General features: G+C 71.7%; 20 protein-coding genes. 16 read left to right on the top strand and 4 right to left on the bottom strand.

What is annotated here, in order from left to right; genetic code table 11:
• Window positions 1-57: 57 nt before the first annotated feature.
• From ACGF3J_RS27355 to ACGF3J_RS27370, 4 genes are all read right to left on the bottom strand, one after another.
• Window positions 58-2,448: a DUF3488 and DUF4129 domain-containing transglutaminase family protein gene (locus ACGF3J_RS27355; RefSeq protein WP_393854991.1), complete on the bottom strand. Its 2,391-nt coding sequence runs from the start codon at window positions 2,446-2,448 to the stop codon at window positions 58-60.
• Complete coding sequence (locus ACGF3J_RS27360; RefSeq protein ID WP_161331037.1) at window positions 2,445-3,809, bottom strand: DUF58 domain-containing protein; 1,365 nt, start codon at window positions 3,807-3,809, stop codon at window positions 2,445-2,447. The genes ACGF3J_RS27355 and ACGF3J_RS27360 overlap by 4 nt, the downstream gene beginning before the upstream one ends.
• The gene (locus tag ACGF3J_RS27365) at window positions 3,809-4,882 is read right to left on the bottom strand and encodes an AAA family ATPase (RefSeq protein ID WP_376299566.1); all 1,074 of its coding nucleotides are present in this window, start codon (window positions 4,880-4,882) and stop codon (window positions 3,809-3,811) included. Before ACGF3J_RS27365 ends, ACGF3J_RS27360 begins: the two co-directional genes overlap by 1 nt.
• 230 nt (window positions 4,883-5,112) lie before the next feature.
• Window positions 5,113-5,640: a carbonic anhydrase gene (locus ACGF3J_RS27370; RefSeq protein WP_237552667.1), complete on the bottom strand. Its 528-nt coding sequence runs from the start codon at window positions 5,638-5,640 to the stop codon at window positions 5,113-5,115.
• 425 nt (window positions 5,641-6,065) lie between these two features.
• Here ACGF3J_RS27370 and rsmH point away from each other — a divergent pair, with 425 nt between their 5' ends.
• From rsmH to divIVA, 16 genes are all read left to right on the top strand, one after another.
• Entirely contained in the window at window positions 6,066-7,022 is a 957-nt protein-coding gene (gene rsmH / locus ACGF3J_RS27375) for a 16S rRNA (cytosine(1402)-N(4))-methyltransferase RsmH (protein WP_161330388.1), read from the top strand.
• A gap of 61 nt (window positions 7,023-7,083) precedes the next feature.
• Window positions 7,084-7,647 (top strand): septum formation initiator family protein, encoded by a 564-nt coding sequence (locus tag ACGF3J_RS27380; RefSeq protein ID WP_161330389.1) that lies wholly within the window; start codon window positions 7,084-7,086, stop codon window positions 7,645-7,647.
• Window positions 7,644-9,611, top strand: a complete 1,968-nt coding sequence (locus ACGF3J_RS27385; protein WP_161330390.1) for a penicillin-binding protein 2 — start codon at window positions 7,644-7,646, stop codon at window positions 9,609-9,611. Before ACGF3J_RS27380 ends, ACGF3J_RS27385 begins: the two co-directional genes overlap by 4 nt.
• A gap of 195 nt (window positions 9,612-9,806) precedes the next feature.
• Entirely contained in the window at window positions 9,807-11,327 is a 1,521-nt protein-coding gene (locus ACGF3J_RS27390; RefSeq protein WP_161330391.1) for a UDP-N-acetylmuramoyl-L-alanyl-D-glutamate--2,6-diaminopimelate ligase, read from the top strand.
• Window positions 11,328-11,363: 36 nt separating this feature from the next.
• Window positions 11,364-12,779 (top strand): UDP-N-acetylmuramoyl-tripeptide--D-alanyl-D-alanine ligase, encoded by a 1,416-nt coding sequence (gene murF, locus ACGF3J_RS27395; protein WP_125491057.1) that lies wholly within the window; start codon window positions 11,364-11,366, stop codon window positions 12,777-12,779.
• A complete protein-coding gene (gene mraY / locus ACGF3J_RS27400) occupies window positions 12,779-13,870 on the top strand; it encodes a phospho-N-acetylmuramoyl-pentapeptide-transferase (RefSeq protein ID WP_064727430.1) in 1,092 nt (363 codons plus the stop codon). Before murF ends, mraY begins: the two co-directional genes overlap by 1 nt.
• A gap of 11 nt (window positions 13,871-13,881) precedes the next feature.
• Complete coding sequence (gene murD / locus ACGF3J_RS27405; protein ID WP_346346192.1) at window positions 13,882-15,288, top strand: UDP-N-acetylmuramoyl-L-alanine--D-glutamate ligase; 1,407 nt, start codon at window positions 13,882-13,884, stop codon at window positions 15,286-15,288.
• A gap of 77 nt (window positions 15,289-15,365) precedes the next feature.
• A complete protein-coding gene (ftsW, locus tag ACGF3J_RS27410; RefSeq protein WP_161330393.1) occupies window positions 15,366-16,736 on the top strand; it encodes a putative lipid II flippase FtsW in 1,371 nt (456 codons plus the stop codon).
• A gap of 6 nt (window positions 16,737-16,742) precedes the next feature.
• Window positions 16,743-17,837 (top strand): undecaprenyldiphospho-muramoylpentapeptide beta-N-acetylglucosaminyltransferase, encoded by a 1,095-nt coding sequence (gene murG, locus ACGF3J_RS27415; RefSeq protein ID WP_064727427.1) that lies wholly within the window; start codon window positions 16,743-16,745, stop codon window positions 17,835-17,837.
• A 23-nt stretch (window positions 17,838-17,860) separates the two neighbouring features.
• A complete protein-coding gene (gene ftsQ, locus ACGF3J_RS27420) occupies window positions 17,861-18,655 on the top strand; it encodes a cell division protein FtsQ (RefSeq protein ID WP_161330394.1) in 795 nt (264 codons plus the stop codon).
• A gap of 288 nt (window positions 18,656-18,943) precedes the next feature.
• Entirely contained in the window at window positions 18,944-20,146 is a 1,203-nt protein-coding gene (gene ftsZ / locus ACGF3J_RS27425) for a cell division protein FtsZ (protein WP_161330395.1), read from the top strand.
• Window positions 20,143-20,871 carry a peptidoglycan editing factor PgeF gene (gene pgeF, locus ACGF3J_RS27430; RefSeq protein ID WP_393854992.1) on the top strand — a complete coding sequence of 243 codons (729 nt, stop codon included), beginning with the start codon at window positions 20,143-20,145 and terminating at the stop codon, window positions 20,869-20,871. Before ftsZ ends, pgeF begins: the two co-directional genes overlap by 4 nt.
• A 6-nt stretch (window positions 20,872-20,877) precedes the next feature.
• Window positions 20,878-21,597, top strand: a complete 720-nt coding sequence (locus tag ACGF3J_RS27435; RefSeq protein WP_161327806.1) for a YggS family pyridoxal phosphate-dependent enzyme — start codon at window positions 20,878-20,880, stop codon at window positions 21,595-21,597.
• Window positions 21,598-21,726: 129 nt separating this feature from the next.
• Window positions 21,727-22,368: a cell division protein SepF gene (locus tag ACGF3J_RS27440; protein ID WP_161327805.1), complete on the top strand. Its 642-nt coding sequence runs from the start codon at window positions 21,727-21,729 to the stop codon at window positions 22,366-22,368.
• Between the two features lie 81 nt (window positions 22,369-22,449).
• A complete protein-coding gene (locus ACGF3J_RS27445) occupies window positions 22,450-22,734 on the top strand; it encodes a YggT family protein (protein WP_122614930.1) in 285 nt (94 codons plus the stop codon).
• A 55-nt stretch (window positions 22,735-22,789) separates the two neighbouring features.
• A complete protein-coding gene (divIVA, locus tag ACGF3J_RS27450) occupies window positions 22,790-23,995 on the top strand; it encodes an apical growth/hyphal branching protein DivIVA (protein ID WP_125491050.1) in 1,206 nt (401 codons plus the stop codon).
• Window positions 23,996-24,108: the final 113 nt, after the last annotated feature.

Consider the following 24,108-nt stretch of genomic DNA (forward strand, 5'->3'; position numbering starts at 1 on the left):
CGGCCGGCGGATCTCCCCGCGCGGCCCGTGCCGCCCCGGCGCCTCTGTTTCTCTGCCTCAGCCCTGCTGCCCCGTCGTCTTCCGCAGAGCCGGCCGCGCCGCCGCGGCACGCCGCTTCAGAGCCGTCCACCGGTCCGAGAGCGCCCAGGCCACCCGTACGGTCGAACGCGGGGCGATCCGTGCGCGCAGCCGCGTGCGGCGGCCGACCGCCGCCCGCAGACCGGCTGTCGCGAGCCGGACGTCCTCGGCGAGCCCCGCCGTCAGGCGCGGCCGCGGCGCGTAGAGCACCTGCTCCACCGCGTCCGCGACCCGGTGCACCGCCGCCGCGGCCGTCGGATCGAGCCGGCCCAGCCGGGCGATCCGGGCCGCCGCCTTGCGCGGCGTCTGCGACTCCTCCGGCGGGATCCCGTGGTCCCACGCCGTATCGGCCAGCTCCTGCCAGACCGCCAGGGTGTGCGGGCCCGCGTCCGCCTCGGCGCGGCCGTGCGCCCCCAGCCGCCTGGCCCGGGTGCGCAGCCGCCACAGCATCGGCGACAGCGGGACCAGCAGCACCAGGAGACCCGCAAGCCCCCAGGCCGGCGCCTCGTACCACTTCGGGCCGCCGCCGTCCGAGACGGGCACGGGCAGCGCGGAGCCGGTGTCGCAGGCGTCCAGCTTCTTGTCCTGCGCCGAGCAGCTCTCGCTCGTCGACGGCGCCGCCGACGGCTCCGTCTCGCTGTCCTGCGACGGAAGGGCCGGGTCCGGCACCGAACTGCCCGGTGTGTCCGGCACGGTGTACGCCGGAGTCGAGCCACGCGTCGGCGTCGGCTCGAAGCGGGTCCAGCCCACGCCCTCGAAGTACACCTCGGGCCAGGCGTGCGCGTCGCGCAGCCCCACCGACACCGAACCGTCCGCCTGCGGGGAGCCCGGCGCGAAGCCCACCGCGACCCTGGCCGGAATGCCCAGGGACCGGGCCATCGCCGCCATGGCGAAGGAGAAGTGGACGCAGAAGCCCTCCTTGTCCCTCAGGAACCGGGCGATCGCCTCCGAGCCACTGCCGACGCTGACCTCGGTGTCGTACTCGAAACCGCCGTTGACCGCGAAGTACTCCTGGAGCTTGACCGCCTGCTCGTAGGGGTTCGCCGCGCCGGCGGTGACGTCCCGGGCGGTCCTGGAGACCAGGTCGGGCAGTGAGTCGGGCAACTGCGTGTACTCGCGCTTCAGCGCGGACGACGGCGACGGCGCGGCGGCGAGTTGCTCCGCCGTCGGCTGCACGTTCAGGCTCCGCACCTCGTACTTCAGCCCGCGGGTGTTCTGGCCGTGGTCGCCGACCAGGGTCATGCCGACCGGTTCGTACCGCCAGTTCCCCGCGACGCGCACGCCGGTGGGCGGGTACGGCATCGGCAGCCAGTCCTGCGCGTACCAGTCGGCGGCCGAGATGAAGGTCCGGGTCTCGTTGCGCTGGACGTCGGGGCCCAGGCCGACGGGGGTGGGGAACGAGCCGTTCGGCACGGCGGTGATCTGCCGCTTGGACGGCTTCCAGGTGGTGCCGTCGAAGTCGTCCAGGGACACGATGCGCAGGTACAGGTCCGACAGGTCGTTCGAGTCCGTCTGGACGGAGAGGACCTGCCGGTTCTCGTCCACGTTGAGACTGTCCCGCAGGGAGACCAGCGGGTTCACCGCCGAGATCGTGCCGCCGCCCCCGGTCCCGGAGCCGACGCCCGTCCCGGCGGTGTCCAGCAGCCCGCCGTTCATCGCGGGCAGGGCGAGCGGCACCACCAGGGCGATGCCCAGCGCGAACGCGCCGATCCGCCGACCGGTGCGGACCGGGGCGACCGCGCCGCCCTGCTCGGCGCCCGGAGCGCGCGCCGCACCGCCGAAGACCCGGCCCCACTGCGAGAGCCGGTCCCGCCCCTCCGCCAGCAGCAACGCCAGATAGCCGACCGCCGCCACCAGGAACCACAGCCAGTCGGCGCCGCCCTCGGACAGCCCCGCGGCCACCGAATACAGCGCGAGCAGCGGCAGACCGGCCGGCGCGGCGCTGCGGAAGGTCACCGCGAGGGTGTCCACCAGCAGCCCGATCACCAGGACACCGCCGACCAGCATCAGCCGGATGCCGTCGGACTCCAACGGCGCCGGGATGGCGTACCGGGCGATGTCGTCGCCGCCCTGTCGCAGCAGGTCGCCGAAGCGCTGGATGGCCTGCGGGCCGGGGACCAGCCCCGCGAACGCCTGCTGCCGGGCGAAGACCAGGGTCAGGAGCAGCAGCGTGACCAGGGCCTGCACGGCGATGGTCAGCGGGCGTGCCAGCGGCACCCGCCGTGCCACCGCACCCACCACCGCCTGCACGGCCAGCAGGACCGCGGCCTGCAGGATCCAGGTCGCCGGTTCGACCAGCGGCAGCAGCGCGCACGCCGCCATCAGGGTGGCCGCCCACGCGCACACCGCCAGCCGCGCCCGCCCGCTCATCGCTTCCCCTCCCAGCCGGTCGCCGCCGCGACGGCGGTGCGTTCCCGGTCCGCCAGGCGCCACAGCTCCTCCAGGGTGGCGCCGTACGGAACGCCCACGGCGGTCCAGCCCGCCTCGCGCAGCATCCGCAGCCGCTCCTCGCTCCCGTCCAACGGGCCGGGCACGGCGGCCGGTTCCCGCGCCCAGGCTCCGCTGTCCAGGACGAAGGCGACCGCGCCGCCGCTGCGCTGCCGCATCCTGGCGGCCACCGCGGCCTGCTCCTCGTCGAGGTCGCCGAAGAACGCCACCAGCAGCCCCTCGTTCCCGCCGCGCAGCAGGTCGTAGGCGGGGGACAGGCTCGTGCCGTCGGAGTGGTCGATCACCGCGAGGGTGTCCATCATCAGCCCGGCCGCGTCGGCCGTGCCCTGGCTCGCGCCCGCGAAGCCGTCGGAGCCCTCGCCCGGCACCGAGTTGCCCGTGTCGGTGAGCAGCCGGACGGAGAAGCCCCGCTCCAGCATGTGCACCAGCACGGACGCCGCACCCGACACCGCCCACTCGAAGGGCGAGTCGGGGCCCGCGCCCTCGTAGGCCAGGCCCCGGGTGTCGAGCAGCACCGTGCAGCGGGCGCGCTGCGGCTGCTCCTCGCGGCGCACCATCAGCTCGCCGTAGCGCGCGGTGGAGCGCCAGTGCACGCGGCGCAGGTCGTCGCCGTGGCGGTACCCGCGCGGGATGACGTCGTCGTCGCCCGCCAATGCGAGCGTGCGCTGCCGTCCCTCGCCATACCCCTTCGCCTCGCCGCTGAGCCGCACCGGCGGCAGCGCCTCCACGCGCGGGATCACGGTCAGGGTGTCGTACGTGGAGAAGGACCTGGTCAGCTCGCAGAGTCCGAAGGGGTCGGTCAGCCGCAGTTGCAGCGGGCCCAGCGGATAGCGGCCGCGCAGATCGGAGCGGACCCGGTAGGACACCTCGCGGCGACCGCCCGGCTCCACCCGGTCGAGCACGAAGCGGGGCCGGGGGCCCAGCACGTAGGGCACCCGGTCCTGGAGCATCAGCAGCCCCGTGGGCATCCGCGAGACGTTGTCGACGCGCAGGTGCACCCGGGCCTCGCTGCCCGCGGGCACCCGCTCGGGGGAGAGCCGGCGGCTGCCCGCCACCCGGTACCGCGTGCGGTACAGCACGGTCACGCAGACCAGGGGCAGCACACTCAGCAGCAGCCCGACCCGCAGCAGGTCGCTCTGCCCGAGGACGTAGGCGCAGACCGCGGCGGCGACTCCGGCGGCCAGGAAGGAGCGGCCGCGGGTGGTCAGACCGGTCAGGGCGGTGCGGATCCCGCCGCTCTCGCCCCGGTCGTCGGGCGACCGGTCCGTCCCCCCGGCGTCCATCAGAGCCTCCGCGGCGGCTGCTGGGGGTACGCCGGTGCGCCGCGGCTCATGCCGAAGCCGGTCTGCTGCTGGGGCGCCGCGGGTACCGGGGTGCGCTGGAGGATCTCCTGGACGACCTGCTCGGCGCTGCGGCGGTTGAGCTGGGCCTGGGCGGTCGGCAGCAGGCGGTGGGCCAGGACGGCGACCGCGAGGGCCTGCACGTCGTCCGGCAGTGCGTACTCCCGGCCGCTCAGGGCGGCGGACGCCTTCGCCGCGCGCAGCAGATGCAGCGTGGCGCGCGGCGAGGCGCCGAGTCTGAGATCGGGGTGATTCCGGGTGGCCGCGACCAGGTCCACGGCGTACCTGCGGACCGGCTCCGCGACGTGGACGCCGCGGACGGCCTCGATCAGCTTGAGGATCTCGTCGGCGTGCGCCACCGGCTGGAGGTCGTCCAGCGGGTTCACCCCGCCGTGCACGTCGAGCATCTCCAGCTCGGCCTCCGGGCTGGGATAGCCGATGGAGACCCGGGCCATGAAACGGTCGCGCTGGGCCTCGGGCAGCGGGTAGGTGCCCTCCATCTCGACCGGGTTCTGCGTGGCCACCACCATGAAGGGGCTGGGCAGCTCGTAGGTCTGGCCGTCGATGGTGACCTGGCGCTCCTCCATCGACTCCAGGAGCGCCGACTGCGTCTTCGGCGAGGCGCGGTTGATCTCGTCGCCGATCACCACCTGGGCGAAGATGGCGCCGGGCTTGAACTCGAAGTCCCGCCGCTGCTGGTCCCAGATGGAGACTCCGGTGATGTCGGAGGGCAGCAGGTCCGGCGTGAACTGGATCCGGCGCACGGAGCAGTCGATGGACCGCGCCAGCGCCTTGGCCAGCATGGTCTTGCCGACTCCCGGGACGTCCTCGATCAGCAGGTGCCCCTCGGCGAGCAGCACGGTCAGCGAGAGCCGTACGACCTCGGGCTTGCCCTCGATCACGTCCTCGACCGAACCGCGCACCCGCTCGACGACAGCGGTCAGATCGTCCCCCACCCGCGCATACGCCCGGTCGGGGCTGCCTCCATGGCTCGCCTGATCGTCAAAGGTCGTCACCCGGCCCTCCTCGGCCTTTCCCCGCGCTTCCCGGGAAGCGGGGGTACCCCAACTTGCCGGGCCGGTCCCGCACCGCGCGGACCGGCCCACCCCGAATCACGGACACCGCGCGGAAAAAGTTCCGCGTGGCACCACTTCCCGCATTCTTGCTGCCGTTACCGATTCGTGTCACTCGCCTGTGGACAACTGGCCGCGCTTTGTCATGCCTTGCGGCCTTTGCGGGGCTTGGATCAGGCGGGGGTGACCTCGCGCAGCAGTCCCGTCTGCACGTCGTAGACGAAACCACGTACGTCGTCGGTGTGCGGCAGGAACGGCGAGGTGCGCACCCGTTCGATCGACTGGCGCACGTCCTGGTCGACGTCCTGGAAGGACTCGACCGCCCAGACGGGACGCTGGCCGACCTCCAGCTCCAGCTCGTGCCGGAAGTCCTCGGTGAGGGTCTCCATGCCGCACGCCGTGTGGTGCACGAGGACCACGCCGGTGGTGCCGAGCGCCCGCTGGCTGATGGCGAGGGAACGGATCACGTCGTCGGTGACGGCGCCGCCGGCGTTGCGGATGACGTGGCAGTCGCCGTTGCGCAGGCCGAGGGCGGCGGTCACGTCCAGGCGCGCGTCCATGCAGGCCACGACGGCGGTGTGGAGTGCGGGGCGGCCCGCGAGTTCGGCGTCGGAGAACTCGGCGGCGTAGCGCGCGTTCGCCTCGACGAGCCGGTCGGTGGCGGAGCCTGCGGGAACCGATGCAGAAGTCGTCATAACCATGACGTTACTGGTCACCGATGGGCCGGGCCCGCTGTGAAGAGGGACAAAGAACGTCAACGAGGCTTGTTGTGAGCCACTCCACAGGCCCGTACGGGTGCCTCCGTGCGAGTGAAGTACCTGCCCGCGCCGATTCACGCGGTCCGGCGGCGTCCGCGACGCGCAGGCCGGTTGATTGACCGGGCGACAGGGTGGACTAAAGTGACGCGAAGCGGGAGGCGAGGCTCTCCCTGCTGGACTGAATTCCCCGGAGACCTGGGCGACGCCCCGCCAGTTCTCCCCACGTGCGCGGCGCGTACGTACGGCTCGGCCTCCTCCCGCTCCCGGCCGGCCGACGCCTCCGGCGCCGGCCGGGCTCCCCTTCACGAGCGAGCGGGAGGGGACCAGGCGGTGCGTGACGCCGCGCCGGACCTGAGAGGCCGCCCCACTTGAGCCAGAGTCGACACGTCCCGGTGATGCTCCAGCGGTGTCTGGACCTGCTGGCGCCCGCCCTGAAGGAGCCGGGGGCCGTGGTCGTCGACTGCACACTGGGACTCGGCGGGCACAGCGAGGCGCTGCTCGAACGCTTCCCGGAGGCCCGGCTCGTCGCGCTCGACCGGGACAAGGAGGCCCTGCGCCTGTCCGGCGAGCGGCTCGCCCCGTACGGCGACCGCGCCACCCTCGTGCACGCCGTCTACGACGAGCTGCCCGACGTACTCGACCGGCTCGGCGTCCCGCGCGTCCAGGGCGTCCTGTTCGACCTCGGCGTCTCCTCCATGCAACTCGACGAGGCGGACCGCGGCTTCGCCTACGCCCAGGACGCCCCGCTCGACATGCGCATGGACCAGTCGTCCGGCATGAGCGCCGCCGAGGTCCTCAACACCTACCCGCCCGGCGAACTCGTCCGCATCCTGCGGGCGTACGGCGAGGAGAAGCAGGCCAAGCGGATCGTGTCCGCGGTCGTGCGCGAGCGCGAGAAGGAGCCGTTCACCAACAGCGCCCGGCTCGTGGAGCTGATCCGCGCCGCGCTCCCGCAGGCCGCCAAGCGCACCGGCGGCAACCCGGCCAAGCGCACCTTCCAGGCCCTGCGCATCGAGGTCAACGGCGAGCTGTCCGTCCTGGAGCGGGCGATCCCGGCCGCCGTCGAGGCGATCGCCGTCGGCGGGCGGATCGCGGTGCTCTCGTACCAGTCCCTGGAGGACCGGCTGGTCAAGCAGGTCTTCGCGGCCGGTGCCGCCAACACCGCGCCGCCCGGTCTGCCGGTGGTCCCCGAACGCTACGCCCCCCGGCTCAAGCTCCTCACGCGCGGTGCCGAACTTCCCACCGAGGAGGAGATCGCCGAGAACCGGCGGGCGGCTCCGGCGCGGCTGCGCGGCGCCGAGCGCATCAGGGAGTCCATCGGGTGAAGCGAGCGAGGCAGGCCAGGCACGGGGGCGGACGGTCCGCCCGGGCCGAGGGGGAGGGCCAGTGAGCAGGAAACCCGAACTGAAGGGGCGGGCGGCCCGGCTGGCCCGGCTCCTCCCGCCCGGCGGCGGCCGCGGCCAGGCGGCCCGGGCGCCCTTCGTCCTCCTCGTCGTCGTCCTGCTCGGCGGCGGCCTCATCGGGCTGCTGGTGCTGAACTCCGCCCTGAGCGAGGGCTCCTTCCAGCTGGACGACCTCAAGCAGGAGACCAAGAGCCTCACCGACGAGGAGCAGGCGCTCCAGCGGGACATCGACGCCTACTCCGCGCCCCGGGCCCTCCAGCGCCGCGCCCGCGAACTGGGCATGGTCCCCGGCGGCGACCCCGCCTTCCTCGGCCCCGACGGCACCGTCAAGGGCTCGCCCAGCGCCGCGCCGACCGGGACCACCCCGCTGGTCCTCGCCCCCGAGGCGCTGACCACGCCGCCCGACGGCGTGCCCACGGCCACCCCGTCGCCCGTCGGCACCCAGCCGCCCCCGGCCCCCTCAGCTCCCTCCGCCACGCCCACCATCCCCACCGCAGCGGCGACCTCCACCCAGAGCCCGACTCCGACCCCGACTCCCGGCAGGTGACGGAAGTGTCCGACAGGGAACCGCCGCGCCGTCGTGTGCCCGGACCCGCGAGGCCCGTCCGTCCCGGCGGACGGCGGCAGCCCGGCCCCGGCGCCCGCCCCGCCCGCCGCCCCGGCCCGCCCCGGCCCGCCGCGCCCCGCACCATCCGGCTGGGCAGCCCCCGCCCGCGGCTCAGGATGATCGGCCTCGCGCTGACCCTCGTGCTGGCCGCCTTCGTCGTACGGCTCCTCCAGGTGCAGGCCGTCGACGCCGGCACCTACTCCGCCAAGGCCGAGCAGAACCGCTACGTGGTCCACACCCTGCCCGCCGAGCGCGGCGGCATCACCGACCGCAACGGCGTCGCCCTCGCGACCACCGTGGACTCCTACGACATCACCGCCGACCCCACGATGTTCACCCGCGAGCAGCTGAAGGTCGGCGACGGGCCCGAGCAGGCGGCGGCGCTCCTCGCGCCCATCCTCGGCCAGGAGCAGGAGGAGCTGGTCGAGCGGCTGCGCCCCAAGAACAAGGAACTGCGCTACGTCCGCCTCGCCCGGCGGCAGACCCCGCAGGTCTGGAACCAGATCAAGGACCTGAAGTCCGCCCTCACCACGAAGGCGGAGACGGACAAGTCCGTGGTCAACGCCCTCGCGGGGGTCTTCGCCGACCCCAGCAGCAAGCGCGTGTACCCGGGCGGCGACCTGGCCGCCGCCGTCCTGGGCTGGGTCGGCGCCGACGGCAAGGGCGGCGGCGGCCTGGAGCGGCAGCTGGACAAGACGCTGGCGGGCGAGGACGGCAAGATCCGCTACGCGCAGTCCGGCGGCCGCCAGGTCCCCACCGCCGGCTCCACCGAGACACCGGCCGTGCCCGGCAGCGACGTCGAGCTGACCATCGACCGCGACATCCAGTGGGCCGCGCAGGACGCCATCAGCGAGCAGGTGGAGAAGTCCAAGGCGGACGGCGGCTACGTCATCGTCCAGGACACCGCCACCGGCGAGATCCTCGCCATGGCCAACTCACCGGGCTTCGACCCGGGCGACCTCGCCCACGCCGACCCGAACGCGCTGGGCAACGCCGCCCTCCAGGACGCCTTCGAACCCGGCTCCACCGCCAAGGTGATGTCGATGGCGGCCGTACTGGAGGAGGAGGCCGCCACCCCGGGCACCCACATCACCGTCCCCAACCGCCTCAAGCGCGGCGACCGGCTCTTCAAGGACGACATCGACCACCCGACCTGGTACCTCACGCTCAACGGCGTGCTCGCCAAGTCCAGCAACATCGGCACCATCATGGCCACCGGCGAGCTGGGCAAGACCCAGGCCGAGGCCAACAAGGTGCTCTACTCCTACCTGCGCAAGTTCGGCCTGGGCGGCTACACCGGCCTCGGCTTCCCCGGCGAGACCAAGGGCATCCTGGCACCGCCCGGCCAGTGGTCGACGTCGCAGCAGTACACGATCCCTTTCGGCCAGGGCGTCTCCATCAACGCGCTCCAGGCGGCCTCCGTGTACTCGACCATCGCCAACGGCGGCGTCCGCGTCGAACCCACGCTCGTCCGCGGCACCAAGGACGCCGACGGACGCTTCGCACCGTCCCCGGAGCCCGAGAAGAGCCGTGTGATCAGCGAGAAGACCGCGAAGACCCTCTCGCAGATGCTGGAGTCCGTCGTCGACGACGAGGAGGGCACCGGCACCAAGGCCCGCATCCCCGGCTACCGCGTGGCGGGCAAGACCGGCACGGCCAACCGAGTGGATCCGGACACCGGCAAGTACCGGGGCTACACCTCGTCGTTCGCCGGGTTCGCCCCCTCCGACAAACCCCGCGTCACCGTCTACTGCGCCATCCAGAACGCCACCGAGGGCAGCTACTTCGGCGGCCAGATCTGCGGACCCATCTACAAGCAGGTCATGGAGTTCGCCCTGAAGACCCTTCAGGTCCCCCCGACCGGGGCCGCCCCCGCGAGACTCCCGGTCACCTTCAAGCCCTGACCCCCGTCGGGCCAGTACCGAGCCAGCGTCGATTCAGTACCGAGCCACCAGGAACCACCCGTGACAACGATCACCCCCGACCCCGGGAACCAGAGCAGCCCCGAGCCCTCACTTCGCCCGGAAGCCGGTACGCCCGGTACGCTCACCGCCGTGCCACACCCTGATCAGTCCCAAACCACCCAGAAGGGCCAACCCGTGACATACCCGGGACCGCCCCGGCCGGTGCGGATCTCCGCCACACCCCTCGCGGAACTCGCCGATCAGCTGGGTGTCGCCGCGCCGGACAGCACCGCCGGAGTCACGGGCATCACCCACGACTCCCGCGCCGTCCGCCCCGGTGACCTGTACGCCGCCCTGCCCGGTGCCCGCCTGCACGGCGCCGACTTCGCCACCCAGGCCGAGGGCCTCGGCGCCGTCGCCGTGCTGACCGACCCGTCCGGCGCCGAGCGCGTCGCCGCCGCCGGCCTGCCGGCGCTCGTCGTCGACGATCCGCGGGCGCAGATGGGGGAGCTGGCGGCCACGATCTACGGCCACCCAGGCCGCGACCTGCTCCAGATCGGCATCACCGGCACCTCCGGCAAGACCACCACCGCCTACCTCGTCGAGGGCGGTCTGCGCACGGCGAAGTCCACCGGCCTCATCGGCACGGTCGAGATGCGCATCGGCGACGAGCGCATCAAGTCCGAACGCACCACGCCCGAGGCCACCGACCTCCAGGCCCTGTTCGCCGTGATGCGCGAGCGCGGCACCGAGGCGGTCGCCATGGAGGTCTCCAGCCACGCCCTGGTGCTCGGCCGCGTCGACGCCTGCGTCTTCGACATCGCGGTCTTCACCAACCTCAGCCCGGAGCACATGGAGTTCCACTCCGGCATGGAGGACTACTTCCAGGCCAAGGCGCAGCTGTTCACGCCGGAACGCAGCAAGCTCGGCGTGGTCAACGTGGACGACGAGTACGGGCGCCGCCTCGCCAACGAGGCCACCGTCCCGGTCGTCACCTACTCCGCCGAGGGCCACCCCGACGCGGACTGGCGCGCCGACGAGGTCGAGGTCGGCCCGCTGGACTCCACGTTCACCGTGCTGGGGCCCAAGGGCGAGCGCGTGACCGCCAAGTCGCCGCTGGCCGGACCGTTCAACGTGGCGAACACCCTCGCCGCGATCGTCGCCCTGGCCGCCGCCGGCCTGGACCCGCACGAGGCCGCCGACGGCGTCGCCGCGGTGCCGGGCGTGCCGGGCCGCCTGGAGCGCGTGGACGAGGGCCAGCCGTACTTCGCGGTGGTCGACTACGCCCACAAGACCGACGCCGTCGAGTCGGTCCTGCGCGCCCTGCGCAAGGTGACCGAGGGCAAGCTGCACGCCGTGCTCGGCTGCGGCGGCGACCGGGACACCACCAAGCGCGAGCCGATGGGCGCCGCCGTGGCCCGGTTCGCCGACACGGCCGTACTGACCTCCGACAACCCCCGCTCCGAGGACCCGCTCGCGATCCTCGCCACCATGCTCCAGGGCGCGGCCTCCGTGCCCGCCCACGAGCGCGGCGAGGTGCAGGTCTTCGAGGACCGGGCCGCCGCGATCGCCGCCGCCGTCGCCCGGGCCGAGCCCGGCGACACGGTGCTGGTGGCCGGCAAGGGCCACGAGCAGGGCCAGGACATCGCCGGGGTGGTCCGTCCCTTCGACGACCGCCAGGTGCTGCGCGAAGCCATCAAGAAGACCCAGGGATGAGATCCCGATGACCCAGATGATCCAGGGGACGAACTTGTGATCACCCTCTCTCTCGCCGAGATCGCAGAAGTCGTCGGCGGGCGGATGCATGACATACCGGACGCGTCCGCGCAGGTCACCGGCCCCGTCGTCCGGGACTCCCGGGAAGCGGGGCCGGGCAGCCTCTTCGTCGCCTTCGTCGGCGAACGGGTGGACGGCCACGACTTCGCCGCCGCGGTCGTCGAGGCCGGGGCGGCGGCCGTGCTCGGCTCCCGCCCCGTCGGCGTGCCCGCGATCGTCGTGGACGACGTCCAGGCCGCCCTCGGCGCCCTCGCCCGGCACGTCGTACGCCGCCTCGGCACCACGCTCGTCGCCCTCACCGGGTCCGCCGGCAAGACCAGCACCAAGGACCTCATCGCCCAGGTGCTGCGCCGCAAGGCGCCCACGGTCTTCACGCCCGGCTCCCTCAACAACGAGATCGGGCTGCCGCTCACCGCGCTCACCGCCACCGAGGAGACCAGGTTCCTCGTCCTGGAGATGGGCGCGCGGGGCATCGGCCACATCCGGTACCTCTGCGAGCTGACCCCGCCGAAGGTCGGCCTCGTCCTCAACGTCGGCTCCGCGCACATCGGCGAGTTCGGCGGCCGGGAGCAGATCGCCCAGGCCAAGGGCGAACTCGTCGAGGCGCTGCCGCCGGCCGAGGAGGGCGGTGCCGCGATCCTCAACGCGGACGACCCCCTCGTACGGGCCATGGCCTCCCGAACGAAGGCGAAGGTGATCCTTTTCGGAGAGTCCGACGAAGCGGACGTTCGCGCCGAGAACGTGCGACTCACGGACACCGGACAGCCTTCGTTCAGGCTTCACACACCCTCCGGTGCAAGCGATGTGACCATGCGCCTGTACGGTGAGCACCACGTGTCGAACGCGCTCGCCGCGGCCGCCGTCGCCCACGAGTTGGGCATGTCCGCAGACGAGATCGCCACCGCGCTCTCCGAAGCGGACTCCCTCTCCCGCTGGCGGATGGAGGTCACCGAGCGCCCGGACGGCGTGACGGTCGTCAACGACGCCTACAACGCGAACCCCGAGTCCATGAAAGCCGCGCTGCGCGCGCTGGTGGCCATCGGCAAGGGGCGCCGTACGTGGGCGGTGCTCGGCAAGATGGCCGAGCTCGGGGACGAGGCGCTCGCCGAGCACGACGCGGTCGGGCGGCTCGCCGTCCGGCTCAACGTCAGCAAGCTCGTCGCGGTCGGGGGCAGGGAAGCCCAATGGCTGCAACTGGGCGCATATAACGAGGGTTCGTGGGGTGAGGAGTCGGTGCACGTGTCCGACGCACAGGCGGCGGTCGACCTGTTGCGCAGCGAGTTGCGCCCGGGGGACGTCGTGCTCGTGAAGGCGTCCCGTTCGGTGGGTCTGGAGAGTGTCGCCGCGGCGCTGCTCGAGACCGGCGCCGAGGGTGAGGTTGCCGCCCGATGATGAAGCAGATCCTGTTCGCGGGCGTCATTGGCCTCTTCCTGACGCTGGTCGGCACCCCGCTGCTGATCAAGCTCCTGGCCCGCAAGGGCTACGGCCAGTACATCCGCGACGACGGACCGCGCGAGCACGCCAGCAAGCGCGGTACGCCGACGATGGGCGGTATCGCCTTCATCTTCGCCACGGTCGCCGCCTACTTCCTGGCGAAGGTGATCACCAGCTACCTGGACCCCGACACCGACGCGGGCCCGACCTTCTCGGGCCTGCTGGTGCTCGGCCTGATGGTGGGCATGGGCCTGGTCGGCTTCCTCGACGACTACATCAAGATCGTCAAGAGGCGGTCGCTGGGCCTGCGGGCCAAGGCGAAGATGGCCGGCCAGCTGATCGTCGGCATCGGCTTCGCCGTGCTCTCGCTGCAGTTCGCGGACAACCGCGGCAACACCCCGGCCTCGACCAAGCTGTCGTTCATCACCGACTTCGGCTGGTCGATCGGCCCGGTGCTGTTCGTCATCTGGGCGCTGTTCATGATCCTCGCGATGTCGAACGGCGTGAACCTGACCGACGGCCTGGACGGCCTGGCCACCGGCGCCTCCGTCCTGGTCTTCGGTGCCTACACTTTCATCGGCGTCTGGCAGTTCCAGGAGTCGTGCGCCAACGCGCTGACCCTGACCAACCCGGGCGCCTGCTACGAGGTGAGAGACCCCCTCGACCTCGCCGTGGTCGCGTCCGCGCTGATGGGCGCCTGCCTCGGCTTCCTGTGGTGGAACACCTCGCCGGCCAAGATCTTCATGGGCGACACCGGTTCGCTCGCGCTCGGCGGTGTGCTCGCGGGTCTGGCGATCTGCTCGCGCACCGAGCTGCTGATGGCCATCCTCGGCGGCCTGTTCGTCCTGATCACCATGTCGGTGGTCATCCAGGTCGGCTCGTTCCGCCTGACCGGCAAGCGGGTCTTCCGGATGGCGCCACTCCAGCACCACTTCGAACTCAAAGGCTGGTCCGAGGTCCTTGTCGTGGTCCGCTTCTGGATCATCCAGGGCATCTGTGTGATCGTCGGACTGGGCCTCTTCTACGCGGGATGGGCAGCGGACAAGTGACCGACTCCTCGGTGCCTTTCGACTTCCAGGGCAAGCACGTCACCGTCGCCGGCCTCGGCGTCTCCGGCGTCCCGGCCGCCAAGGTCCTGCACGGGCTCGGCGCGCGCGTCACCGTCGTCAACGACGGCGACGACGAGCGCGCGCGGGCGCAGGCGGCGGACCTGGAGGCGCTCGGCGTCACCGTGCGTCTCGGTGACGGAGCGACCCTGCCCGAGGGCACCGAGCTGATCGTCACCGCGCCGGGCTGGAAGCCGGACAAGCCGCTGTTCACCGCGGCCCACGAGGCCGGCGTCCCCGTCTGGGGCGACGTCGAACTGGCCTGGCGCCTGCGCCGCCCCGATGCCGCCCCCTGGCTCGCGGTCACCGGCACCAACGGCAAGACCACCACCGTCCAGATGCTGGCGTCGATCCTGAAGGCGGCCGGCCTGCGCACCGCCGCCGTCGGCAACATCGGCGTCTCCCTGCTGGACGCGGTCACCGGCGACGAGGAGTACGACGTCCTGGCCGTGGAGCTGTCCAGCTACCAGCTCCACTGGGCGCCCTCCCTGCGAGCCCACTCGGCCGTCGTGCTCAACCTCGCCCCCGACCACCTCGACTGGCACGGCTCCATGGAGGCCTACGCCGCCGACAAGGGCCGGATCTACGAGGGCAACCGCGTCGCCTGCGTCTACAACGTCGCCGACAAGGCCACCGAGGACCTGGTCCGCGAGGCCGACGTCGAGGAGGGCTGCCGGGCCGTCGGCTTCACCCTCGGCTCCCCGGCGCCCTCCCAACTCGGTGTCGTCGACGGCATCCTGGTGGACCGCGCCTTCGTCGAGGACCGGCAGAGGAACGCCCAGGAACTCGCCGAGGTCTCGGACGTCGATCCGCCCGCCCCGCACAACATCGCCAACGCCCTGGCCGCCGCCGGCCTGGCCCGCGCCTTCGGCGTCTCCGCCGCGGCCGTACGGGACGGGCTGCGGGCCTTCACGCCCGACGCCCACCGCATCGCGCACGTCGCCGACGTCGACGGGGTCGCGTACGTGGACGACTCCAAGGCCACCAACACCCACGCCGCCGAGGCGTCCTTGGCGGCGTACGAGTCGATCGTCTGGATCGCCGGCGGGCTGGCCAAGGGCGCGACCTTCGACGAACTGGTCACGGGCGCGGCCAAGCGGCTGCGCGGGGCGGTCCTCATCGGCGCCGACCGCGCCCTGATCCGCGAAGCCCTGGCGCGACACGCCCCCGAAGTACCCGTGGTCGACCTCGACCGGACCGACACTGGGGCGATGCTCCAGGCCGTCCAGGAAGCCCAGCGACTCGCCCGGCCCGGCGACACGGTCCTGCTGGCCCCGGCCTGTGCCTCCATGGACATGTTCACCAACTACAACAAGCGCGGCGACGCGTTCGCGGAGGCCGTTCGCGAACTCGGCGCCTGACCCGGCCGCCTCCCTGCGCCGGGTGACCTCGGGAGGACGCGTGGGACGGTCCATGCCGACGTACAGCGGAGGCAGCGATGCCCGGTAGTCCCCAGAGCCGTACCGGACGTCCGCCTGTACAACGGGCCGTCAAGCGACCCGTGGCGCCGGGGCCGCAGCACGAGAACCCGGTGCTCCGCCTGTACCTGCGCCTGCGCCGCGCCTGGGACCGGCCGCTGACCGCGTACTACCTGATCTTCGGCGGCAGCGCGCTGATCACCGTGCTCGGTCTGGTGATGGTCTACTCGGCCTCCCAGATCACCGCGCTCCAGCTGTCGCTGCCCGGCTCCTACTTCTTCCGCAAGCAGGCCCTGGCCGCCCTGATCGGCGCCGGACTGCTCGTGGCCGCCATGCGGATGCCGGTGAAGCTGCACCGCGCGCTGGCCTACCCGATCCTCGCCGGTGCCGTCTTCCTGATGATCCTGGTGCAGGTGCCGGGGATAGGAGTCGCGGTCAACGGCAACCAGAACTGGATCGCCCTCGGCGGCTCCTTCCAGATCCAGCCCAGCGAGTTCGGCAAGCTGGCCCTGGTGCTGTGGGGCGCGGACCTGCTGGCCCGCAAGCAGGACAAGAGGCTGCTGACCCAGTGGAAGCACATGCTGGTGCCGCTGGCCCCGGCCGCGTTCATGCTGCTCGGGCTGATCATGATCGGCGGCGACATGGGCACGGCGATCATCCTGACGGCGATCCTCTTCGGGCTGCTCTGGCTGGCGGGCGCGCCCACCCGGCTCTTCGCCGGCGTGCTGTCCGTCGCCGCGCTGCTCGGCTTCATCCTCATCAAGACCAGCCCCAACCGCATGGCCCGGCTCAACTGCCTCGGTGCCACCGACCCGGGCCCCGGCGACTCCTGCTGGCAGGCCGTGCACGGCATCTACGCCCTCGCCTCGGGCGGTCTGTTCGGCTCCGGGCTCGGTGCCAGTGTGGAGAAATGGGGCCAACTCCCCGAGGCCCACACCGACTTCATCTTCGCCGTCACCGGTGAGGAACTGGGCCTGGCGGGGACGCTGTCGGTGCTCGCCCTCTTCGCGGCTCTAGGCTATGCGGGTATCCGCGTGGCCGGACGCACGGAGGACCCGTTCGTGAGGTATGCCGCGGGAGGCGTGACCACCTGGATCACGGCCCAGGCCGTGATCAACATCGGTGCGGTCCTCGGGCTGCTGCCGATCGCCGGTGTCCCGCTCCCGCTGTTCTCCTACGGCGGTTCCGCCCTGTTGCCGACCATGTTCGCCATCGGACTGCTGATCGCCTTCGCGCGAGACGAACCCGGTGCGCGGGCGGCGCTTGCGTTGCGGCAACCTCGCTTTGGTAGAAAGCGGGGAGCCAGGGGTCCCGGAACCAAGCGGGGCCCCCGGAGTTGGAACACGATGCGACGGCGTGCCTCGGCGGCGCGTTCGTCCGGAGAGCGGTGAATTTCGGTGCATGTCGTACTCGCCGGCGGAGGAACCGCGGGCCACATCGAGCCCGCGCTCGCCCTCGCGGACGCCCTGCGCAGGCAGGATCCGACCGTGGGGATCACGGCCCTGGGCACGGAACGCGGCCTGGAGACCCGCCTGGTGCCCGAGCGGGGTTACGAGCTGGCGCTGATCCCGGCCGTACCGCTGCCGCGCAAGCCCACCCCCGAGCTGATCACCGTCCCGGGCCGGCTGCGCGGGACGATCAAGGCGACCGAGCAGATCCTGGAGCGCACCAAGGCGGACGCCGTGGCCGGCTTCGGCGGCTACGTCGCCCTGCCCGCCTACCTCGCGGCCAAGCGGCTCGGCGTGCCGATCGTCGTGCACGAGGCCAACGCCCGCCCCGGCCTGGCCAACAAGATCGGCTCGCGCTACGCCAGCCAGGTCGCCGTCTCCACCCCCGACAGCAAGCTGCGCAACTCCCGCTACATCGGCATCCCGCTGCGCCGCTCCATCGCCACCCTGGACCGGGCCGCCGCCCGTCCCGAGGCCCGCGCGATGTTCGGGCTCGACCCCAACCTGCCGACGCTGCTGGTCACCGGCGGCTCGCAGGGCGCCCGCCGGCTCAACGAGGTGATCCAGCAGGTCGCGCCCTGGCTCCAGCAGGCGGGCATTCAGATCCTGCACGCGGTCGGGCCCAAGAACGAACTGCCGCAGGTCCACCAGATGCCGGGGATGCCCCCGTACATCCCGGTAAGTTATCTGGACCGGATGGACCTCGCGTACGCCGCCGCCGACATGATGCTCTGCCGTGCGGGCGCGATGACCGTCGCCGAACTCTCCGCCGTCGGGCTCCCGGCCGCCTACGTCCCGCTGCCCATCGGCAACGGCGAACAGCGGCTGAACGCCCAGCCGGTGGTCAAGGCCGGCGGCGGACTGCTGGTCGACGACGCGGAACTGACGCCCGAGTGGCTCCAGCAGAACGTCCTGCCGGTGCTCGCCGATCCGCACCGGCTGTACGAGATGTCCCGCGCCGCCGCCGAGTTCGGCCGCCGGGACGCCGACGACCTGCTCGTCGGCATGGTGTACGAGGCGATCGCCGCCCGTGCCCACCGCTAGAGACTGACGGAAGGCAGGGGAGCGTGGCCGGACCGACCACCGCCGAGCGCGGGGAACGCCAGCAGGAGTCGTCCGGCCCGCCCCGCGCGCGCCGGTTCGGCCCGCCCCGTCTTCGTACGATCATCATCACGGCCGTCTCTCTCGCCCTTGTCGCGGGCGGCACCGTCTGGGTGCTCTACGGCTCGAACTGGACTCGCGTGGACGGCGTGTCGGTCTCCGGAACGCGGGTTCTCACCCCCGCGCAGGTGCGCGAGGCCGCCGACGTGCCCGTCGGTGAACCCCTGGTCTCCGTCGACACCGAGGCGGTCGAGGCGCGACTGCGCCGGAAATTGCCCCGCATTGACGAGGTCGGCGTCGAGCGTTCCTGGCCGCACGGAATCGGACTGAAAGTGACGGAGCGCACCCCGGTTCTGATTGTCCAAAAGGGTAAAAACTTCGTGGAAGTGGACGATGAAGGCGTCCGATTCGCCACGGTTTCCCGGGCGCCCAAAGGCGTGCCGGCACTGGAATTGGAGCCCGGACGTTCCGGCTCGGCCGGGGCGAGTCTGCGCCGCTTCGACGAGGACCGTCTGGTACGGGAGGCGGTGAGGGTGGCGGGCCGCCTCCCGGACGCGGTCGCCCGGGACGCACGCCTCGTCAAGGTCCGTTCCTACGACGACATCTCACTGGAGTTGAGCGGCGACCGGACCGTGGCGTGGGGGAGCGGCGAACAGGGTACGGACAAAGCCCGCGCGCTCACCGCGCTGATGAAAGCGACGCCCAAGGCACGGCACTTCGACGTGAGTGTTCCCACCGCCCCCGCGTCATCGGCGAGTTGACGGGCATCCGTGCAGGCCAGCACCCTGGCTGGGCAGCGCTACGGCTGATCACATAGGGTGAAAAGAAAAACGGGAGGTTCGGCGTGTTCGTTGAACGTGCGCCACTTGTCGACTTAGTGTCCTGTTCAGAAGACTCCAAGGAACAGACACACTGGTAACCCTAAACTTCAGCGTTAGGGTTCGGGTCGGCACTACGGACCGTCCCAATCGGCATCAGTCGTCGGGTCGCGGGGGCATCAGTGCTTCGGTGACCGGGCGACACGTAACTCGAGGCGAGAGGCCTTCGACGTGGCAGCACCGCAGAACTACCTCGCAGTCATCAAAGTCATCGGTGTCGGCGGCGGTGGTGTCAATGCCATCAACCGGATGATCGAGGTCGGTCTCAAGGGCGTCGAGTTCATCGCCATCAACACCGACGCGCAGGCGCTGTTGATGAGCGACGCCGACGTCAAGCTCGACGTCGGTCGCGAACTCACCCGCGGACTCGGCGCCGGAGCCAACCCGGCCGTCGGCCGCAAGGCCGCCGAGGACCACCGCGAGGAGATCGAGGAGGTCCTCAAGGGGGCCGACATGGTCTTCGTGACAGCCGGAGAAGGCGGCGGCACCGGCACCGGCGGCGCGCCCGTCGTGGCCAACATCGCCCGCTCGCTGGGCGCCCTCACCATCGGCGTGGTCACCCGCCCCTTCACCTTCGAGGGACGGCGCCGGGCCAACCAGGCGGAGGACGGCATCGCCGAACTCCGCGAAGAGGTCGACACCCTCATCGTCATCCCCAACGACCGGCTGCTGTCCATCTCGGACCGCCAGGTCAGCGTGCTCGACGCGTTCAAGTCCGCCGACCAGGTGCTGCTCTCCGGTGTGCAGGGCATCACCGACCTGATCACCACGCCCGGCCTGATCAACCTGGACTTCGCCGACGTCAAGTCGGTCATGTCCGAGGCCGGCTCCGCCCTCATGGGCATCGGCTCGGCCCGCGGCGACGACCGCGCGGTGGCCGCCGCCGAGATGGCGATCTCCTCGCCGCTCCTGGAGGCGTCCATCGACGGCGCCCGGGGCGTCCTGCTCTCCATCTCCGGCGGTTCCGACCTCGGCCTGTTCGAGATCAACGAGGCCGCCCAGCTGGTCAGCGAGGCCGCCCACCCCGAGGCCAACATCATCTTCGGCGCGGTCATCGACGACGCGCTCGGCGACGAGGTGCGGGTCACCGTGATCGCGGCCGGCTTCGACGGGGGCCAGCCGCCGTCCAAGCGGGACAACGTCCTGGGCTCCTCCTCGGCCAAGCGCGAGGAGCCCACCCCGGCACGGCAGAGCGACAGCCGTCCGTCCTTCGGCTCGCTCGGCAGCGTGAAGCCGAAGGAGGAGCCGGAGCAGGCGCCCGCGCCCGAGCCGGTCGCCGACCTGCCGCAGGTCTCCCCGCCGCCGGTCCCGCCGTCGCGGACGTACTCGGACAGCGCGGCCGAGGAACTGGACGTGCCGGACTTCCTGAAGTGATAGGACAGCGCGACACCGTGAACGGCGCGCACTTCGGCTTCACCGACCGGTGGGGCGGAGTGAGCGCCGTTCCGTACGAGGAGCTCAATCTCGGCGGCGCGGTCGGTGACGACCCCGGCGCCGTCACGGCCAACCGGGAGCTGGCCGCCAAGTCGCTGGGCGTGGACCCGGACCGGGTGGTCTGGATGAACCAGGTGCACGGCGCGGACGTCGCCGTCGTCGACGGTCCCTGGGGAGAGCGCCCGGTCCCGCGGGTCGACGCGGTCGTCACCGCCGAGCGCGGTCTCGCCCTCGCCGTCCTCACCGCCGACTGCGTGCCCGTCCTGCTCGCCGACCCGGTCGCCGGTGTCGCCGCCGCGGCCCACGCGGGCCGGCCCGGCCTGGTCGCCGGGGTCGTCCCCGCGGCCGTACGGGCGATGGCCGGACTCGGCGCGGACCCCGCCCGGATCGTCGCCCGCACCGGACCCGCCGTGTGCGGCCGGTGCTACGAGGTACCCGAGGAGATGCGGGCCGAGGTGGCCGCCGCCGAACCGGCCGTGCACGCCGAGACGAGCTGGGGCACCCCGGCGGTCGACGTGGCCGCGGGCGTGCACGCGCAGCTCGAACGGCTCGGGGTGCGCGACCTGGTGGGGTCGCCGGTGTGCACCCGCGAGTCGCGGGACCACTTCTCGTACCGACGCGACCGCACCACCGGGCGGCTCGCGAGCTATGTCTGGCTGGACTGATGGGGCATGACGGACCGTAAGCACGAAATCGCCGCCAACCTGGCGAAGGTGGAGGAGCGCATCAGCGCCGCCTGCGCGGCCGCCGGCCGCCCCCGCGACGAGGTCACCCTCATCGTGGTCACCAAGACCTATCCGGCGGACGATGTGCGCATTCTCTCCGGACTCGGTGTGCGGCACGTCGCCGAGAACCGCGACCAGGACGCCGCACCGAAGGCCGCCGCGTGCGCGGACCTGCCGCTTTCCTGGCATTTCGTCGGCCAGTTGCAGACCAACAAGGTGCGTTCCGTGGTCGGGTACGCGGATGTGGTGCAGTCCATCGACCGGGCCCGCCTCGTCACGGCCCTGTCGAAGGAGGCCGTGCGGGCCGGCCGCGAGGTGGGCTGCCTCCTCCAGGTGGCGCTCGACGCGGGGGAGAGCGAGCGCGGGGAGCGCGGCGGCGTCTCGCCCGCCGGCGTCGAGGAGTTGGCCGGCCTCGTCGCCGGGGCCGAGGGGCTGCGGCTCGACGGGCTGATGACGGTGGCCCCCCTCACCGGCGAGTACGCGGGACGCCAACAGGCCGCGTTCGAGCGCCTCATGGATTTGTCGACCCGCGTGCGCCGAGACCATCCTGCTGCGAACATGGTCTCCGCAGGCATGAGTGCGGATCTCGAACAGGCCGTGGCCGCCGGAGCGACACATGTACGCGTCGGCACTGCGGTACTCGGAGTCCGCCCCAGGCTCGGGTAACGTCGCCAAGAAGTCGGACCACAGCAGAAAATATGGTCATTACCGCCGAAAGGCGGACGCAACGACCTCGTGGATCGCAGGCACTTGGCAGTCGTCAGCCGATCCACCACAGAGCGGAGGACTCAGAGCATGGCCGGCGCGATGCGCAAGATGGCGGTCTACCTCGGCCTCGTGGAGGACGATGGTTACGACGGCCGGGGGTTCGACCCCGACGACGACTTCGAACCGGAACTGGACCCGGAGCCCGAGCGGGACCACCGGCGACACGAACCGGCACATCAGTCGCATGGTTCACATCAGCCCCAAAGGGACGAAGAGGTACGAGTCGTGCAACCGCCCGCGCAGCGCGAGCCGATGCCCCGTGCCGCTTCGCTCGCGGCGGAATCCGGGCGCCCGGCGCGGATCGCGCCCGTGGCGTCCATCACACAAGAACGCGCAAGCCTGGAAAAGAGCGCACCGGTCATCATGCCCAAGGTCGTGTCCGAACGAGAGCCCTACCGCATCACCACGCTTCACCCCCGGACCTACAACGAGGCCCGTACCATCGGGGAACACTTCCGTGAGGGCACTCCGGTGATCATGAATCTCACTGAGATGGATGACACAGATGCGAAGCGACTTGTCGACTTTGCGGCGGGTTTGGTGTTTGGTCTTCACGGCAGTATCGAGCGGGTGACGCAGAAGGTGTTCCTGCTGTCTCCTGCTAACGTCGATGTCACGGCGGAGGACAAGGCCCGCATCGCAGAGGGCGGGTTCTTCAACCAGAGCTGAGACGCACCACCGGTACAGAGCAAGAACACGGATCCGAGGACGGTTCCGAGAGATGGTTCAGGGGAGAGGGAAGCACCAGTCATGAGCGTGGTCCTGGATGTCGTCTACATCGCGCTGATGTGCTTCCTCATCGTGCTCATCTTCCGGTTGGTCATGGACTACGTCTTCCAGTTCGCCCGCTCGTGGCAACCCGGCAAGGCGATGGTGGTCGTTCTGGAGGCCACCTACACTGTCACCGATCCACCGTTGAAGCTTCTGCGGCGGTTCATCCCGCCGCTGCGTCTCGGGGGCGTGGCGCTCGACCTGTCCTTCTTCGTACTGATGATCATCGTCTACATCCTGATCCACATCGTGAGCCGGCTGTGAACGATGAGAGAGATACGGGCTTGCCGAATGCCGACGACAACGTTGAGGTGAAGAGATGCCGTTGACCCCCGAGGACGTGCGGAACAAGCAGTTCACGACCGTCCGCCTCCGAGAAGGCTATGACGAGGACGAGGTCGATGCCTTCCTCGATGAGGTCGAAGCCGAACTGACCCGCCTGCTCCGCGAGAACGAGGACCTGCGCGCCAAGCTGGCCGCGGCCACGCGTGCGGCCGCGCAGAACCAGCAGAACATGCGCAAGCCTCCGGAACCCCCGCAGGACCAGCAGCACGGGCAGCACCCACCGCAGCAGGGCGGCATGCCCCAGCAGGGTGGGATGCCGCAGCAGGGCGGTATGCCCCAGCAGGGCATGCGAGGTCCCGGCGCTCCGGTGCCCGCCGGCATATCGGGCCCGCCGCAGCAGCAGATGGGTGGCCCCATGGGTGGCCCGCCCCAGCTGCCGAGCGGTGCCCCGCAGCTGCCCGCCGGCCCCGGTGGACAGGGTGGCCCGCAGGGTCCCGGCCCCATGGGTCAGGGTCCCGGGCCGATGGGCCAGGGCCCGGGTCCGATGCAGGGCCAGATGGGTCCCGGTCCGATGGGCGGCCCCATGGGCGGTCCGCAGGGCCCCGGTGGCCCCGGCATGCCCGGTCAGGGCGGCCCCGGTGGCGACAGCGCCGCCCGGGTTCTGTCGCTGGCCCAGCAGACCGCCGACCAGGCGATCGCCGAGGCCCGTTCCGAGGCCAACAAGATCGTCGGCGAGGCGCGTTCGCGTGCCGAGGGTCTGGAGCGGGACGCCCGTGCCAAGGCGGACGCCCTGGAGCGGGACGCGCAGGAGAAGCACCGCGTCGCGATGGGCTCCCTGGAGTCCGCCCGCGCCACGCTGGAGCGCAAGGTCGAGGACCTGCGCGGCTTCGAGCGCGAGTACCGGACGCGGCTGAAGTCGTACCTGGAGTCGCAGCTGCGTCAGCTGGAGACCCAGGCGGACGACTCGCTCGCCCCGCCGCGTACGCCCGCGACGGCCTCTCTGCCGCCGTCCCCGGCGCCCTCGATGGCACCGGCCGGCGCGAGTGCCCCGTCCTACGGCGGCAACCAGTCGATGGGCGGTGGGCCGGGCCAGTCCGGTCCGTCCTACGGCGGCGGCCAGCAGCAGATGTCGCCGGCGATGACCCAGCCGATGGCGCCGGTGCGGCCGCAGGGCCCCTCGCCGATGGGTCAGGCGCCCTCGCCGATGCGCGGGTTCCTGATCGACGAGGACGACAACTGAGCCGGCGCACCGACGTCCGGTAGGTAGTACGGCGTAGCAGTCGGCAGCGTTCAGGGCGGGCCCCGGGTTTCTGACCCGGGGCCCGCCCTTGTGCCCGAGGCCTTCCGGTGGCA

The sequence above is a fragment of the Streptomyces sp. NPDC048171 genome (assembly GCF_043202655.1).
In the GTDB taxonomy this organism is placed as follows: Bacteria; Actinomycetota; Actinomycetes; order Streptomycetales; family Streptomycetaceae; genus Streptomyces.

What these genes read in the sequence shown, in the direction of transcription:
- ACGF3J_RS27370 (WP_237552667.1), bottom strand. Translation starts at nt 5,640, where the DNA reads ATGGTTATGACGACTTCTGCATCGGTTCCCGCAGGCTCCGCCACCGAC.
- ACGF3J_RS27435 (WP_161327806.1), top strand. Translation starts at nt 20,878, where the DNA reads ATGACGGACCGTAAGCACGAAATCGCCGCCAACCTGGCGAAGGTGGAG.
- ACGF3J_RS27355 (WP_393854991.1), bottom strand. Translation starts at nt 2,448, where the DNA reads ATGAGCGGGCGGGCGCGGCTGGCGGTGTGCGCGTGGGCGGCCACCCTG.
- ftsW (WP_161330393.1), top strand. Translation starts at nt 15,366, where the DNA reads ATGCCCGGTAGTCCCCAGAGCCGTACCGGACGTCCGCCTGTACAACGG.
- mraY (WP_064727430.1), top strand. Translation starts at nt 12,779, where the DNA reads ATGAAGCAGATCCTGTTCGCGGGCGTCATTGGCCTCTTCCTGACGCTG.
- ACGF3J_RS27445 (WP_122614930.1), top strand. Translation starts at nt 22,450, where the DNA reads ATGAGCGTGGTCCTGGATGTCGTCTACATCGCGCTGATGTGCTTCCTC.
- ACGF3J_RS27440 (WP_161327805.1), top strand. Translation starts at nt 21,727, where the DNA reads ATGGCCGGCGCGATGCGCAAGATGGCGGTCTACCTCGGCCTCGTGGAG.
- ACGF3J_RS27360 (WP_161331037.1), bottom strand. Translation starts at nt 3,809, where the DNA reads ATGGACGCCGGGGGGACGGACCGGTCGCCCGACGACCGGGGCGAGAGC.
- divIVA (WP_125491050.1), top strand. Translation starts at nt 22,790, where the DNA reads ATGCCGTTGACCCCCGAGGACGTGCGGAACAAGCAGTTCACGACCGTC.